This is a genomic window from Alcaligenes sp. PF14 (genome assembly GCF_037150615.1).
Lineage (GTDB): Bacteria > Pseudomonadota > Gammaproteobacteria > Burkholderiales > Burkholderiaceae_B > Alcaligenes > Alcaligenes phenolicus.
In genome coordinates this window covers 770,508-785,074 of record NZ_JBAGRS010000001.1, presented here as the reverse complement: position 1 = coordinate 785,074, position 14,567 = coordinate 770,508, and the positions used below count along the sequence as shown (strand labels likewise).

Below are 14,567 nucleotides of genomic sequence, written 5' to 3'. Positions count from 1 at the left end.
CGCAAAGCTTCTATCGGACCTCAAGCAGGCTCAAGGCTGGCCCACCAGCCAGGGATGACGAGCCAGGCGCTCGGCTTCGTACTGACGGATCATGTCCGCTTTCTGCAAGGTCAGGCCAATTTCATCCAGACCATTCAAGAGGCTGTGCTTGCGCGACGCATCGATAGTGAACGGCAATTCACGGCCTTCAGCCGTAATCACGCGCTGCTCGGCCAGATCAATGCGCAGTTTGTAACCCGGGAAGGCTTTGACTTCGTCAAACAGACGCGCAATATCCAGCTCGTTCAGAATGATAGGCAGCAAGCCGTTCTTGAAGCTGTTGTTGAAGAAAATATCGGCAAAAGACGGCGCGATAATGGCGCGAAAACCATATTGCATCAAGGCCCAGGGAGCGTGCTCACGGCTGGAGCCACAACCAAAGTTCTTGCGCGCCAGCAGTACGGAAGCGCCCTGGTAGCGGTCCTGGTTCAGCACAAAGTCCGGGTTCAGCGGGCGGCGGGAATTGTCCATGCCGGGCTCGCCGTGATCCAGATAACGCAACTCATCAAACAAGTTGGGGCCAAAGCCGGTGCGCTTGATGGATTTGAGGAACTGCTTGGGGATGATCAAGTCCGTATCCACGTTCTCCCGATCCAAGGGAGCGACCAGACCTTCATGAGTAGTAAATGCTTGCATGGTGTGGATTTCCTCAGTTGAACGAACGCACGTCGACAAAATGGCCGGCAATGGCGGCAGCCGCTGCCATGGCTGGGCTGACCAGGTGGGTACGACCACCCTGCCCCTGACGTCCTTCAAAGTTACGGTTGGAGGTCGAAGCGCAACGCTCGCCCGGCTCCAGACGGTCAGCGTTCATGGCCAGACACATGGAGCAACCAGGCTCACGCCATTCAAAACCGGCGTTCAGGAAAATCTTGTCCAGACCTTCTTGCTCGGCCTGACGTTTCACCAGACCGGAGCCGGGAACAATCATGGCCTGCTTGACGTTGGAAGCGACTTTGCGACCCTTGGCCACGCTGGCAGCCGCACGCAAGTCCTCGATACGGGCATTGGTACAGGAGCCAATGAACACGCGGTCGATACGGATGTCGGTCAACGGCATATTGGGCGTCAGGCCCATGTACTCCAATGCACGCTCCATGCCATTGCGGGTGACTTCGTCTTTTTCTTTCTCTGGATCGGGTACGCGGCTGTCGATAGGCAAGACCATTTCAGGCGAGGTGCCCCAAGTCAACTGAGGGGTGATCTGACTGGCATCGATGCGAATCACGCGATCAAACTCGGCACCTTCGTCAGTGTGCAAGGTGTTCCAGTAAGCCACAGCCTGATCCCACAACACGCCTTTGGGCGAGTAAGGACGGCCACGCAGATACTGAATGGTTTGCTCGTCCACAGCCACCATGCCTGAACGTGCACCGGCTTCAATCGCCATATTGCACACGGTCATGCGGCCTTCCATAGACAAGGCGCGAATTGCCGAGCCGCCGAACTCAATGGCGTAGCCCGTACCACCAGCAGTACCGATCTGACCGATCACGTACAGGATCAGGTCCTTGGCAGTACAGCCAAAAGGCAGCTTGCCGTCCACCTGGATCAGCATGCTTTTGCTTTTCTTCATCAGCAAGGTCTGAGTGGCCAGCGTGTGCTCGACCTCCGAGGTACCAATACCAAAGGCCAAAGCGCCCACGGCACCGTGCGTGCTGGTGTGGGAGTCACCACAAACCACGGTCATGCCGGGCAAGGTCGCGCCCTGCTCGGGGCCGACAATGTGCACAATGCCCTGACGCACGTCGTTCATGCGGAATTCGGTAATGCCGAATTCTTCGCAGTTGGCGTCCAGGGTATCGACCTGCAGGCGCGAGATCGGGTCTTCAATACCGTTCTGACGGGAGGTGGTGGGGACGTTGTGGTCCGCCACAGCCAGGTTGGCACTGATGCGCCAAGGCTTGCGGCCGGCCAGAGTCAAGCCTTCAAAGGCCTGGGGGCTGGTCACTTCATGCAGCAAGTGGCGATCAATGTAGATCAAACAGGTGCCATCCGTGTCCTGATGCACGACGTGTTCGTCGAACAACTTATCGTATAAGGTTTTTGCCATTGCGCTCTCGCGATTCAGTTGAAATTACAGTCCGCACAGAGCGGGCTGCACATAAATTTTTTCTTATTATGACAGGCGTAGTAACTGGGACAAGACCAGTTTCCATACTAGTATTGGGACTACCACCCTAAATAGAAACATGCCGCTCGACAAGGACTCCCGGAGCCTTGTCAAAGAAAGCTCTGAAAGACCAACATCGTCAGCCTTGGCGATTGCTTCAGGCCGGACTCTTGTTCAAGAAGGTTCAGCAATGGCCAAGCTCAAACGCTCTACCCATTCATCGGCCATGCCCTGATCGCTAATATTGGCAAAGCCCATCAACAGCCCCTTATGCACCGCAGGCGATATTTGCCAGTCGCTCAAAGCCTGAACGGCCAGGCCCTGTTCCTGGGCAGCCTTGGCCAAAGGCCGGTCATCTTCTGCCCTCCTCAAATTGGCAAGCACATGAATCCCGCCTGCCTGGCTTTGCACCTGCAAGCGCTCCCCCAATATCTGTTGCAGCGCCTGTACCAAATAAGCCCGACGTTGTGCATACAAAGCCCGCATCTTGCGCAAGTGCCGCGCAAAGTAGCCCTGCTCCATGAAGTCCGCCACGGTAGCCTGCGTCAGGATGGAACCCGGCCCGCCTGAATAGTGAGCCGCCTGCTGGAAACGCTCCACCTGGGACAAGGGTGCGACCAAGTACGCCAGCCGCAAACCGGGATTCAGAACCTTGCTGAAGGTGCCGGTATAGATCACCCTGTCGTCCCTATCCAGACTTTTCAGGGCAGGCAAAGGACGCCCATGATAGCGAAACTCGCTGTCGTAATCGTCCTCCACAATCCAGGCCTGCTGCTGTCTGGCCCACTCCAGCAATTGCAAACGCCTGGGTAGGGACATGGCCATGCCCATAGGGCTCTGATGAGTGGGGGTCACGATGGCAAAGCGTGCCTGTGGGCAATGCTGCTGCCCGGCTATAAGGTTCAGGCCGTCTTCATCCAGCGGCACCGCATGCACGTGCATGCCGGCCTGCTTCAAGAACTGGCGGGCAAAAATATAGCCAGGATTTTCGTACCAGCCCGCGTCACCCGGATTCAGAACGCTACGACACACGAGCTCCAGCGCCCCCCAATACCCGGCCGTCACAAAGATCTGCTCCGGCAGACAAGCTATGCCGCGCGATACGCCCAAATAAGCCGCAATAGCCCGCCGCAACGGCGCATAGCCCACCGGATCGGGGTAACGCATTGCCACGCCCCCCAAAGAGCGCTGATTCTGGTTGGCCAGTCGTGCCCAGGTCTTGCGCGGAAAGGCATCCAAAGCCGGCAGGCCCAGCTGAAATGGCAAAGGGGGTGAGTCTTCTGCTGGCACATATGGCGAGGCACGCAGGGATGAGGCAGGGACACTGGCATATCTTTTCGCAGCCAGACTGGCCAACTGCGGTGACACCACCGTTCCTGCCGGCCCTCGTGCCAGAAAGTAGCCTTCACCCAGCAAGATTTGATAGGCCTGCTCCACCGTACCCTTGGCCACATTCAGCTCACTGGCCAGACTGCGTATGGATGGCACCCGGTCGCCGGGGCGCAATTGGCCTGCAGCAATCGCATCCCGAAAGCGCTCGTACAACTGCTGATAAACAGGAATGCCTGGTTCCCGGCTGGGTTTCCAGTGGCGTAGATCCATACCCATGTCCTAGTCAATTACTGATTTCTTGTCACTGATGACTGGGACATTACTCAGGGATAATCAACAAGTAAAGCAGATAGCCCGGCTTGATGACTAGACTGCTACAAACAGTGCATCAAACACAGCCACAGAACCAAAGTCTGCCCTGCCCTCTGTCTTACTTTCGATTGGATACGCCATGAGTACACTTCGCCTTCCCTACGACACCCTGTCTCCCAAAGCCTATCAAGGCCTGCTGCAAACGAAGCTTGCTTTGGACAAAAGCACTCTGGGCAAAGAGTTGATTGAGCTGGTTAATTTGCGCATTTCGCAAATCAACGGCTGCTCCTTCTGCCTGGAGATGCACGCAGCCTCCTTGCGCAGCTCGGGCGTGGCCAATGCCAAGATAGACAGCCTGGCAGGCTGGCGTGTCAGTGCGCACTTTAACGAACGCGAACGCGCGGCCCTGGAATGGACAGAATCCGTGGTGGATGTTGCTCACACTCATGCACCCGACGAGCACTTCGAGCCCTTGAAAGCCCATTTCAGCGATACAGAAATTTCGGATCTGAGTTTTGCGATTGCCTTGATGAGCGCCTTCAATCGCTTGGCCATCAGCATGCGCAAGTGAACGCGAAGGATGATTCTGCAGCGGCAAGAATCAAAAACCCTACGCCAGAAGTCAATCGTCAGACGGAATACGACCGTTCAGCGGCAACACTGAACGGTCAGCTTATTTGCCAACAATCCCGCCTTTACCGCAGGCCTTACCGCAAACACATCAAGCGATCCCTGAACTAGCCATGCAGCAAACCCCCGAAGCTTGGAGTAATGTCCAAGTTCCGGGGGGGGGGGCAGTTCAGGGGCGGCTCCCCAATCTGCAGGAATGCGACTACTTCAGATCGGCCTTCAGGGTTTCCAGAGCCGCTACGGCGCACGCTTCGTCCAGGTGGCCGCCAGGGGCACCGCCCACGCCGATGGCGCCTATCGTGTCATTGCCGACCTTGACCGGCACGCCGCCGCCCAGCAGCAGAAAGCCCTGGATATCGCCCAGATTGGCGGCACCGGCATTTTTCTGCGAACCCTCCAGCATGGCGCTGGTCAGGCTGCGGGCCGAAGCGGACGTATAGGCCTTGTCGATGCTGGCATTGACCGTATGCGGACCGGCCTGGTCGGCACGTTGAAACGCACGCAATACGCCGGCGCGGTCAACCACAGCCGCAGACACGTTGTAACCTTTGGCCGAGCATTGCTTGACGGTTTCAGCAGCCAAACGGTTAGCCAGATCCAGGGAGATGTTTTTTTCGGTCAGCACACCCTGGGCCTGGGCGGCACCAGCGGCAAACAACAACGCCATCAAAAGGGAAGAGCGCAACATAGCAGTAATCTCCATTTATCAGTTCCGACAACACTGTCGGCATGGAAAAACTATACTTGCGCCGCCCGAACGTGACTATTCGGACGCTTACCCTGGCATCTACGTAGTTTTACGGAGAGACACTCACCAAGCTGGCGTAATGCCGAATCAGGTGGGCCAGGTTATCGACCTGCAGTTTGGCAAACAGGTTGGCACGATGCGTTTCAACTGTACGGGGCGACAGCGACAGCACACGACCTATCTCCTTGTTGGTCAAGCCCTCGACAATCAGCGCCAGCACCTCGCGCTCGCGCTCGGACAAACTTGTGTAGCGTTCACGCACCCACTGGTCGGCCGCAAGCCGCTCACGACGGCGCACGTGCTGACGCACGGCCTGCTGAACCGTGTCCAGCAACACATCGTCACTGACCGGCTTTTCCAGGAACTCGACAGCACCCGCCTTGAAGGCGCGCCGGCACATATCCACCGTGCCGTGCCCGGTCAACAGAATGATAGGCTGATCCACGCCTTGTTCAATCAGGGTATCGAGCAAGGTCAGTCCACTGATGCCGGGCATGCGCACATCCAGAATCAATGCCCCGATAGACTGCCGATCAAAAGACTCCAGAAACTGCTGCGGATCCGCCCAAGTCTGCACCCGTAACCCGACTGTGCTGATCAGCAAGGACAAGCTTTGACGCACGGCGGCATCATCGTCCAGCAGGTGGATCAAGGGCGACAGGCTAGAGCCATTTTCAGTAGGGTTCATGATGCTTCCTCATCCACGAGTTGCAGTTCCAGCGCAAACACGGCTCCCCCCATGGGATCGTTGAACGCCTTCAAGCCGCCGCCCATGGCCTGAGCCAGCGACTCGCTCAGGCTCAGGCCCAGCCCCAGGCCGTCGGAGCGCGTCGTAAAAAAAGGCTCGAACACACGATCCAGATGCTGCGGGACTATTCCCGGACCATTGTCACGCACGGTCAATTCCACGCGCCCTTGTCGCTGCAACACCTCGAGCCAGATGCGCGGATTGCTGATCTGGGCTACGCCCAAAGCGGATACGGCATTATTGAGCAGATTGTGGATGATTTGTCCGAGCGCCACGGGTTCACCAACAACAACGACATCGTGTGAAGGAAGGCGTTTTTCCAGGGTAATACCATGCCGCTCCAACTCCGGCATCAGCAAATGCACAGCCTCGCCCAACACCCGCGTCAAGGACACCGGGCAGCACTGCTCAGCCAGACCGCTTTCACGCAAGCTGTGCCGCAGGCGTGTCAACACGCTGGCCGCACGCTTGATCTGCTCCACCGAATGCGCCATGGCTTCACGTGCCGGCTCCAGGTCGGGGGGATCATCCTGCAAGAGCCGCAGGCTGGCTTGTGTATTGGCCAATACGGAGGTCAAAGGTTGGTTCAATTCATGCGCCAGGCCCGCGGCCATTTCACCGAGCGCATTCAAACGGCCCACCTGACCGATACGCAGCAACTCCTGAGCGCGCAAGGTCTGTTCACGCTGTTTGCGCACATAGATGACCAGCGCCACCAGCAAGGCACTGGCCAGGGCGAACAGTGCCGCCTGTCCCCAAGGCAGGTCGGCATAGCCCACGACGCGACGCGTGTGCAATTGAAAGGGTTGGCTGGTGGAAGTCATTGTCTTGCCTGACTGGAATACCACAGGCCCGGCATGGTCCAACCCAGGACTGATCACCCATTGTTGGTCCTGCCACTCCAGCACCACGCGCACGGGACTGCCATCACGCCGAAAAGGCCATTCGTCCCAGGCGATGGCGGCATTCAAATCCAGCAGCACGGCAAAGCTGGCCGGATGCGCCGCTACCAGCAGAACATAGCGCCCTTGTGCCAGTTGCACATCCGTCAACACGGCGCGCTCGGCCTTTAGAGACTGCAACTGCGCCTGCTGCCATTGAGGATTGGCCCACGCGACGTCGCTCTCTTCGCGATAGATCGCCATGATCTGGGGAAACATGGCTTTCAGCGTTCCCAGACGTTCAATGCGCTGCACGGGCGGCTGCAGCAGGGCCAGCATTTGTAAAATGGCGTCATGCTGGGCCAGACGCTGGCCCAGCAGCCGGTAGGCTATATTGCTTTGCACCGTGAATGCCTCCTGCTGCCGCGCCAGTTCAGCGCGCGTCAACACGATGGCGCCGGCCAAAGACAGGCCGAGCCAAATCAACAAACCATACAGAAAAGTGCGATGGCGCGATTTCATGAGTGCATTGTGAGTATGGGAAACAATCAGATAAATAGGTCGACGGGTCGAGAAACCAGGCTTTCCTATACTAAACAATGTCCCTGTCCCGCGCCGTTGCGAGCGGCAAGGTCTGGATCTCAGTTCCCACTCCATGATGAGAGCTGAGCTTGGCAATCTCCAACAAAGCCTCATCAAGGGTGTTGTTCATTTCAGATCATGAACCTCTGAAGCCAGCCTTTCACGGCTTGGCCGCCTGCTGATACAAGGGCATGACGCGTTCCGAGATCGCCTGCAAATCCGCAATACGGGTTGAGGAAGCCGGGTGAGTAGACAGGAACTCCGGCTGACTTCTGCCCTGCTCCAGGGCCCCCATCTTCTGCCACAAGCTGACCGCAGCACGCGGGTCGTAGCCTGCACGCGCAGCCAGCTCAACCCCGATCAGATCGGCCTCGGATTCGTGAGTGCGGCTGTTAGGCAGTTCAAACATGACTTCGCTGAGCGTACCGCCCAAATCGTTCACAGCCTGCACACCAGTCAGGGCGGAGAGCACCGTCAAACCGAAAGAAGTCGCCATTTTCTGGGAAACCTGCTCACGCGAATGCTCGCGCAAGGCGTGAGCAATCTCATGCCCAATGACAGCAGCCAGTTCCGCGTCCGTTGGCTGAATCCGTTTGATCAAGCCGCTGTAAACCGCCATCTTGCCGCCCGGCATGCACCAGGCATTAACTTCGTCCTCATTGATGACGTGAACTTCCCAATTCCAGGAACGGGCGTCCGCCCGGAAAACACCGACTTGATCGATCAGGCGTTGGGCAATGGACTTGACCCGACGAGTCTGGGCCGCATCGGTATCCAGCGCCTTTTGCTGCCGAGCCTGGGACAAGACCTGAGCATAATTCTGGGCCGCCGCCTGATTGAGCTCGGCCTCGGACACCAGATTGGAGATAAATTGTTTGCGTTCGACACCTACCGTCCCGCTTTCCGTCGTCTGCACCGTGGCACAGCCCGTCATGGCCAGTATCAACCCCGCCGCCAAAAAGCGTTTTCCTTTCGCAATACCTTTCATGCTCAGCTCCAAAAAACAAACCTGACAAGAAAATGAAGTGCTAGGGTCCTGCGCAAACCCTCTGTTTCAGACGCCGCACTGCGAGCGATGACGCAGACAATGATCCATCAACACAATGGCCAGCAAGGCTTCGGCAATCGGCGTGGCACGAATACCCACACAAGGATCGTGACGGCCCAGTGTCTGCACTTCAACCGCTTCACCGGCTCGATTCACGGAAGGACGCATGGTACGGATGCTGGCAGTAGGCTTGATCGCCAGGGAAACCGTCACGGCCTGCCCGGAGGAAATACCACCCAATACGCCACCGGCCTGGTTGGTCTTGAAACCATCAGGGTACAGCGCATCACCGTGCTCCGAGCCTTTTTGCGTAATGCAATCAAAGCCAGCGCCAATCGACACGCCTTTAACGGCGTTCAAACCCATCATGGCATGGGCGATATCGGCATCCAGACGGTCGTAAATAGGTTCACCCCAGCCAGCGGGCACGCCTTCGGCCACAACTTCAATGCGTGCGCCAATCGATTCGCCTTCTTTGCGCAGCTCGTCCATATAGGCTTCCAGCTGCGGCACCACGTCCATGTCTGGCGCGTAAAAGGGATTCTGCTCGACCACATCCCAGCTTTTGAAAGGAATGGCGATGGGGCCCAGTTGGCTCATATAGCCGCGAATCTTCACGCCGAAGTGCTCGGCCAGCCATTTCTTGGCAATTGCACCGGCCGCCACGGTAGGCGCAGTCAGGCGAGCTGAAGAGCGACCACCACCACGCGGGTCGCGGTTCTCGAACTTCTTCCAGTAGGTGTAATCCGCATGGCCGGGACGGAAGGTATCCAGCAGATTGCCATAATCCTTGCTGCGCGCATCGGAGTTGCGAATCAGCAGGCTAATGGGCGTGCCAGTTGTACGACCTTCGTAAATACCGGACAGAATTTCCACCTGATCCGGCTCACGGCGCTGAGTCACGTGGCGCGAGGTGCCAGGACGGCGGCGATCCAGTTCAAACTGAATATCCTGTTCAGACAGCTCCAGGCCCGGAGGGCAGCCGTCGATCACTGCGCCGATCGCTGGACCATGAGATTCGCCGTAATTCGTGACGCGGAAGCTTTTACCTAGAGTATTGCCGGACATAGAGAAAGTGAACGCAAAGAAATGAGGAAAAATGAAAGACAGGCACGATTATGGCATTGTTCCCGAATCCGGACATGCGCCGCGCCCGGTCTTTCAGGAAGAGCAACTGACGGCCAGCTCCGCACTGCCTTCTGGCGGCGGCATCGCATAGGCCTCAAAACCGGCCCGCTCGGTGTATGGGTCGCGCAGCAGCTTCAGCAAGGTGTCGATTTCACTGGCATCGTCCTTGGCAGCAGCCTGGATGGCCTGCTCGGCCAAATGGTTACGCAGCACATACAAAGGATTGACGCGATTCATGGACTCGCGCTGCTCTGGCGTGTCGGAACCGTCCAGCTTCAGACGCTGGCTATAGGCTTGCCACCAGGCCCGGGCCTGATCTTCGGAACCCTCAAACAGGCTCAGGAAAGCCTCGGGTGCCTTGCTGGCCTGTGCCAGAGCACGGAAGGACAAGGTGAAATCCGCCCCGCTGTTGTGCAGCAAGCGCCACCAGTCATCGACCAGTTGCGCGTCATCCGCCTGCCAGGTGCGCAAGCCCAGCTTGGCCTGCAAATTGGCGTGATAGCGCTTCAGAAAACTGGCTTCAAACGTCTGCAAACGCTCTTTCACCGCATCCACATCTGGATCCAGCACCATCAAGGCGCTGGCCAGGCGGTACAGGTTCCAATGCACAATCGCAGGCTGTGCATTCCAGGCGTAACGACCTTGACTGTCGCTGTGATTGCAGACGTGATTCACGCGGAATCGGTCCATGAAGCCGTACGGTCCGTAGTCAATGGTCAGGCCCAGAATGGACATATTGTCGGTATTCATGACGCCGTGGCAAAAGCCGACAGTCTGCCAGTCGGCCACCATTTCTGCGCTGCGATGCGTCACTTCCTGCAAGAAGCGGCAGACGCGCTCCTGCTCCGAATCGCCTTCGACCAGCAGTTCCGGATAGAACTCGCGCAGCACATAGTCCAGCAATTCACGCACACGGCTTGCGTCGTTGGCCCAATGTTCAAACGAGCCAAAACGCACAAAACTGGGGGCAACACGTGTCACAATCGCGCCCGTTTCCACGGTTTCCCGGTACACAGGCGTATCCGAAGTGACAAGGGCCAGGGCCCGGCTGGTGGCAATGCCCAAACCGGCCATGGCCTCACTGGCCAGATATTCGCGCACACTGGATCTCAGCACGGCACGGCCATCGCCCATACGGGAATACGGGGTTTTACCGGCGCCCTTCAACTGCAATTCCTGCGGGCCCGTGGGGGTGTCGATTTGCCCCAGCAAATGCGCGCGGCCATCGCCCAACTGTCCTGCCCAGACACCAAACTGGTGACCGCTATAGACAGCCGACACCGTCAGGCCACCCGGCAAGGGGGCTTGGCCGCTGACTACATCCAGAAATTCCTGTTCCCCCAAACGGGAGACATCCAGACCCAGTTGCGCCGCCAATTCCTTATTGACGTGCAGCAGGCGGGAATTGGCCAGGGGTTGCGGCGGAACCGCCGTATGGAAAGCCGAGGGCAAATCCGCAAAATGATGACTGATGGCCAGGCCATCGAACAAACTGGACATACAGACCCCCTTAGGCCGATTTGGCGGCTTTGGCAGCCTCGGCTTTTTCGGCCTTGCTGCGCTGCTTGGCCGCTTTCTTGGCTGGCCAAAGATAAAAAATGGCGCAGAAATAATAAATCAGGGACAAGACAATTTCTGCAATCGCCCAGGGCATAACTTCAGCCACCGGGTCCGACCAGGCACGCATGACCCCTTCTGCGAAGTACAGCAGAATCATCATGGACGTCCATTGCAGGGTATATAAATTGCCCTTGAGCACGCTGCGCAGCGGCAGCACCAAAGGAATCACTTTCAGCACCAGCCAGGAGCCACCAGGTTTCAAGGGCGCAAAATGAAGCTCCCAGGCCAGGCACAAAGCAATCAAGGCGACCAAAGCCAGGGCCGCCACTCGATGAAGTATGGGGTTTAAAGGTTCATGCATGCTGTTATTATCACCTGAACCCTGTCGAAAAGCAGCGTCCGCCGCATCAAACCGCTATGAAAAACGACGAGAACTTCCCTATGCCCTCTGAGCAAGCTGAACAAACAGACTTGAACCCAGATAACACCGATCCTGTCTCCGCGCAGGAGCCCCCGCCCGCCCCCACCGCCAAGCATCACTTTTTAAGTGTGGCGCGCTTTGCCATCAAGCGGGTGGCTGAAAAAGATCTGATGAAGGTGGCCTCCAGCCTGACCTACACCACGATCCTGGCCATTGTCCCCATGCTGACGGTGGTACTGGCGCTGTTCACGGCCTTTCCACTGTTCCAGGAATTTGAAAGTGCCCTGGAAGGGTTTTTGACCCGTAACCTGATGCCCGAAGTGGTGTCAGAAAACATCATGTTGTATCTGAACCAGTTTGCCTCCAAAGCGTCAGGCCTGACGGCGGTAGGCAGCTTGTTCCTGATTGTCACGTCCATCATGCTGATCATGACCATTGACGAGACCTTCAACAATATTTTCCAGGTCCACGTGCAACGCCCACTGGGGCAACGCCTGCTGGTGTACTGGGCCATTATTTCGCTGGGCCCGATTCTGACCGGTGCCAGCCTGTGGGCCACGACCATTCTGGCTCGGGAGTCCTTGGGTTATATCGGCGACTTGTCCGGCATAGTGACCTTTGCCCTGTCTTACGTCCCCTTCCTGTTTACCGCCCTGGGGCTGACGGCGCTGTTCATGTATGTGCCCAACCGCCGCGTATGGTGGCGCGATGCGCTGATTGGCGGGGTGGTTACCGCTGCCTTACTGGAGCTGATGAAGGCCGGTTTCGCCTTTTACCTGACCCGCTTTCCCACCTACACGATTATCTACGGTGCCTTTGCCATCCTGCCGATCTTCCTGCTGTGGATCTACATTTCCTGGCTGATCGTCCTGCTGGGTGCCTCCATGGTGGCGATTCTGCCCGACTGGCGTGGCCGCAACTGGGTCAAGACCAATGTGCCCGGCATCGCCTTTACCGATGCCGTGAACCTGCTCTACCAGCTGTGGCTGAACCGTCAGAGCCAGCAGGGACTTAGCGTACGTGAACTCAGCCACAAGCTGGAACGCGACCCGGACGAGCTCTACAGCATTTTATGCAAGCTCAAGTCCATGGGACTGATTGCTGACACCCAGCAAGACAATGACGAACAGTGGGTACTGAGTTGCGATCTGCGTCAGGTCAGCCTGAAACAACTTACCAAGGCATTTCTGCTGGACCGCTCCCATACCCACGAGGGTCCGCTAGAATATGTATTCAATTATCTTTCTCAGTTTTTCGATCAGCGACTATCCAATCTGGAAGAACTGTTTGAGTCGCCGCAAGGCATTCTGACAGGACAACCAGCCATACTAAACGCCGATCCCGGTCAGGAGACCCAGTATGCTAAAAGTCAGTGAAATCCTGCGTGTCAAGGGAGACACGCTTTATACAGGCACCCCCGAAATGACCGTTGAAAAAGCGGTACAGAGCATGAGCGAGCTGGATATTGGTTCGCTGGTGATCATGGAGCATGGTCAGTTGGTGGGTATGTTGACCTTTCGCGAGATCATTCGCCACTGGCACGCTCAGGGCGACAAGGCCCAGGGCTTTACGGTGCGCAGCATCATGGATGACGCCCCTGTCAGCGTCACCCCCAACACCAGCGCCGACGAGGTACAGCGCCTGATGCTGAACAACCACGCACGCTATATGCCCGTGATGGACGGTCCGGTGCTGATGGGAGTTATTTCCTTCTTTGATATGGCCCGCGCCATTGTTCACGCCCAGCAGTTCGAGAACAATATGCTCAAAGCCTATATCCGCGACTGGCCTACCGATTCCGAGCAAGCCAGCGCATCTTGATCCCCTGGATCTGGCCGCCTTTACTGACGGCGTTGCAATTCTTCCCAGGCCTGCGCAAGCAGGCCTGGATCGTTTTTGGCCAACCAATGGTGATCTGACAAGGTACGACGCCACTGACGTGCGCCCTTCTTGCCGTGCGGCCAGCCCAACATGCTCTTGATCACAATGCGCAACGGCACACCCGCCTGAACATGGTGCCGGGCATAAGCAATCATCTGCTCCACCACGGCATCCTCGTCCATCAAGGGATGCTCAGGCCACAGCCGACGATGAATCTCGCTTAATACCGCTGGCGTATGCCAGGCTGCCCGGCCCAGCATCACGCCATCGAACTGTTCTTCCAGCTCTACCGCCTGATCCGGCTCCTGAATGCCACCATTCAAGATGAACAGTGCTTCAGAAAAGTCCTTTTTCAACTGCATGGCCATGTCATAGCGCAAAGGCGGAATCTCCCGATTGTCCTTGGGCGACAAGCCTTTCAAGACCGCATTGCGGGCATGAACCGTAAAGACTCGACACCCGGACTCGAACAAAATCCCCACAAAGTCCCGCACAAAGTCGTAGGACTCGTTGTAATCCAGCCCCAGCCTGTGCTTGACCGTCACGGGCACAGAGACCGCGTCCTGCATGGCTTTGACGCAGTCTGCCACCAATTGCGGCTCGTTCATCAAACAGGCACCGAAAGCGCCTTTTTGAACCCGCTCCGAGGGGCAGCCACAGTTCAGATTAATTTCGTCGTAGCCCCACTTTTCACCTGCCAGAGCGCTGGTCACCAAGGCGTCCCGGTCGCTGCCACCCAGTTGCAAGGCCACCGGATGCTCCGCCTGATCAAAATCCAGATGACGTGCCTGATCGCCGTGCGTCAGTGCACCCGTGGTGATCATTTCAGTAAACAGCAAAGCGCGCGGCGCCAGCAGACGATGAAAAAAGCGGCTGTGGCGGTCAGTCACGTCAATCATGGGCGCCACACTCAAACGCCACATCTGGCTGTCCGGCATCACAAAATTAGTCATAAACAGGGAGCAAATAGCCTGATCGCAGGCTTGGTGAAAAAGGGTAAACACCCATTTTAATGGTTTCAGCCGACCACAGGATGAAGATAAAGCGCGGTAAATCGCCGCAAGGCTCCAAAAAGCGGGCGCACTGGTCTAAAATCGGCCGTTTGACATACTTGCGCGCCTGATAGTGCGCCAACAACCGGACC

General features: G+C 57.3%; 14 protein-coding genes. 3 read left to right on the top strand and 11 right to left on the bottom strand.

What is annotated here, in order from left to right:
• Positions 1–30: 30 nt before the first annotated feature.
• The 3 genes from leuD to pdxR form a co-directional block, all read right to left on the bottom strand.
• On the bottom strand, positions 31–675 hold the full coding sequence (leuD, locus tag WFM49_RS03605; protein ID WP_336971691.1) for a 3-isopropylmalate dehydratase small subunit: 645 nt from the start codon (positions 673–675) through the stop codon (positions 31–33).
• Between the two features lie 13 nt (positions 676–688).
• Entirely contained in the window at positions 689–2,092 is a 1,404-nt protein-coding gene (leuC, locus tag WFM49_RS03600) for a 3-isopropylmalate dehydratase large subunit (RefSeq protein WP_009462151.1), read from the bottom strand.
• 234 nt (positions 2,093–2,326) lie between these two features.
• Positions 2,327–3,754, bottom strand: a complete 1,428-nt coding sequence (gene pdxR / locus WFM49_RS03595) for a MocR-like pyridoxine biosynthesis transcription factor PdxR (RefSeq protein ID WP_336971689.1) — start codon at positions 3,752–3,754, stop codon at positions 2,327–2,329.
• Positions 3,755–3,935: 181 nt separating this feature from the next.
• Between pdxR and WFM49_RS03590 the strand changes: the two genes are divergently transcribed.
• Entirely contained in the window at positions 3,936–4,367 is a 432-nt protein-coding gene (locus tag WFM49_RS03590; RefSeq protein WP_088450159.1) for a carboxymuconolactone decarboxylase family protein, read from the top strand.
• 261 nt (positions 4,368–4,628) lie between these two features.
• Here WFM49_RS03590 and WFM49_RS03585 read toward each other — a convergent pair whose 3' ends face one another.
• From WFM49_RS03585 to WFM49_RS03555, 7 genes are all read right to left on the bottom strand, one after another.
• Positions 4,629–5,129 (bottom strand): GlcG/HbpS family heme-binding protein, encoded by a 501-nt coding sequence (locus tag WFM49_RS03585; RefSeq protein WP_031231990.1) that lies wholly within the window; start codon positions 5,127–5,129, stop codon positions 4,629–4,631.
• A gap of 94 nt (positions 5,130–5,223) precedes the next feature.
• Entirely contained in the window at positions 5,224–5,862 is a 639-nt protein-coding gene (locus tag WFM49_RS03580) for a response regulator transcription factor (protein ID WP_009462156.1), read from the bottom strand.
• Complete coding sequence (locus tag WFM49_RS03575) at positions 5,859–7,325, bottom strand: sensor histidine kinase (protein WP_254499149.1); 1,467 nt, start codon at positions 7,323–7,325, stop codon at positions 5,859–5,861. Before WFM49_RS03575 ends, WFM49_RS03580 begins: the two co-directional genes overlap by 4 nt.
• A 220-nt stretch (positions 7,326–7,545) precedes the next feature.
• On the bottom strand, positions 7,546–8,373 hold the full coding sequence (locus WFM49_RS03570; protein WP_009462160.1) for a M48 family metallopeptidase: 828 nt from the start codon (positions 8,371–8,373) through the stop codon (positions 7,546–7,548).
• 66 nt (positions 8,374–8,439) lie between these two features.
• Positions 8,440–9,501: a chorismate synthase gene (gene aroC, locus WFM49_RS03565; protein WP_021446527.1), complete on the bottom strand. Its 1,062-nt coding sequence runs from the start codon at positions 9,499–9,501 to the stop codon at positions 8,440–8,442.
• A gap of 93 nt (positions 9,502–9,594) precedes the next feature.
• Positions 9,595–11,061, bottom strand: coding sequence for a protein adenylyltransferase SelO (locus tag WFM49_RS03560; RefSeq protein WP_336971686.1), 1,467 nt, complete (start codon positions 11,059–11,061; stop codon positions 9,595–9,597).
• A 10-nt stretch (positions 11,062–11,071) separates the two neighbouring features.
• Complete coding sequence (locus WFM49_RS03555) at positions 11,072–11,482, bottom strand: DUF2069 domain-containing protein (protein ID WP_009462169.1); 411 nt, start codon at positions 11,480–11,482, stop codon at positions 11,072–11,074.
• Between the two features lie 110 nt (positions 11,483–11,592).
• Between WFM49_RS03555 and WFM49_RS03550 the strand changes: the two genes are divergently transcribed.
• The gene (locus WFM49_RS03550) at positions 11,593–12,918 is read left to right on the top strand and encodes a YihY family inner membrane protein (protein ID WP_442893024.1); all 1,326 of its coding nucleotides are present in this window, start codon (positions 11,593–11,595) and stop codon (positions 12,916–12,918) included.
• The gene (locus WFM49_RS03545) at positions 12,902–13,363 is read left to right on the top strand and encodes a CBS domain-containing protein (protein ID WP_009462173.1); all 462 of its coding nucleotides are present in this window, start codon (positions 12,902–12,904) and stop codon (positions 13,361–13,363) included. Before WFM49_RS03550 ends, WFM49_RS03545 begins: the two co-directional genes overlap by 17 nt.
• A 20-nt stretch (positions 13,364–13,383) precedes the next feature.
• Here the strand turns inward: WFM49_RS03545 and dusA are convergent, their stop codons facing one another.
• A complete protein-coding gene (gene dusA / locus WFM49_RS03540) occupies positions 13,384–14,376 on the bottom strand; it encodes a tRNA dihydrouridine(20/20a) synthase DusA (RefSeq protein ID WP_250755789.1) in 993 nt (330 codons plus the stop codon).
• Positions 14,377–14,567 lie beyond the last annotated feature (191 nt).

Coding starts and splice junctions, on each gene's coding strand:
- dusA (WP_250755789.1), bottom strand. CDS start 14,376: ATGACTAATTTTGTGATGCCGGACAGCCAGATGTGGCGTTTGAGTGTG.
- WFM49_RS03585 (WP_031231990.1), bottom strand. CDS start 5,129: ATGGAGATTACTGCTATGTTGCGCTCTTCCCTTTTGATGGCGTTGTTG.
- leuD (WP_336971691.1), bottom strand. CDS start 675: ATGCAAGCATTTACTACTCATGAAGGTCTGGTCGCTCCCTTGGATCGG.
- WFM49_RS03590 (WP_088450159.1), top strand. CDS start 3,936: ATGAGTACACTTCGCCTTCCCTACGACACCCTGTCTCCCAAAGCCTAT.
- WFM49_RS03555 (WP_009462169.1), bottom strand. CDS start 11,482: ATGCATGAACCTTTAAACCCCATACTTCATCGAGTGGCGGCCCTGGCT.
- WFM49_RS03545 (WP_009462173.1), top strand. CDS start 12,902: ATGCTAAAAGTCAGTGAAATCCTGCGTGTCAAGGGAGACACGCTTTAT.
- WFM49_RS03560 (WP_336971686.1), bottom strand. CDS start 11,061: ATGTCCAGTTTGTTCGATGGCCTGGCCATCAGTCATCATTTTGCGGAT.
- WFM49_RS03570 (WP_009462160.1), bottom strand. CDS start 8,373: ATGAAAGGTATTGCGAAAGGAAAACGCTTTTTGGCGGCGGGGTTGATA.
- aroC (WP_021446527.1), bottom strand. CDS start 9,501: ATGTCCGGCAATACTCTAGGTAAAAGCTTCCGCGTCACGAATTACGGC.
- leuC (WP_009462151.1), bottom strand. CDS start 2,092: ATGGCAAAAACCTTATACGATAAGTTGTTCGACGAACACGTCGTGCAT.
- WFM49_RS03575 (WP_254499149.1), bottom strand. CDS start 7,325: ATGAAATCGCGCCATCGCACTTTTCTGTATGGTTTGTTGATTTGGCTC.
- pdxR (WP_336971689.1), bottom strand. CDS start 3,754: ATGGATCTACGCCACTGGAAACCCAGCCGGGAACCAGGCATTCCTGTT.
- WFM49_RS03580 (WP_009462156.1), bottom strand. CDS start 5,862: ATGAACCCTACTGAAAATGGCTCTAGCCTGTCGCCCTTGATCCACCTG.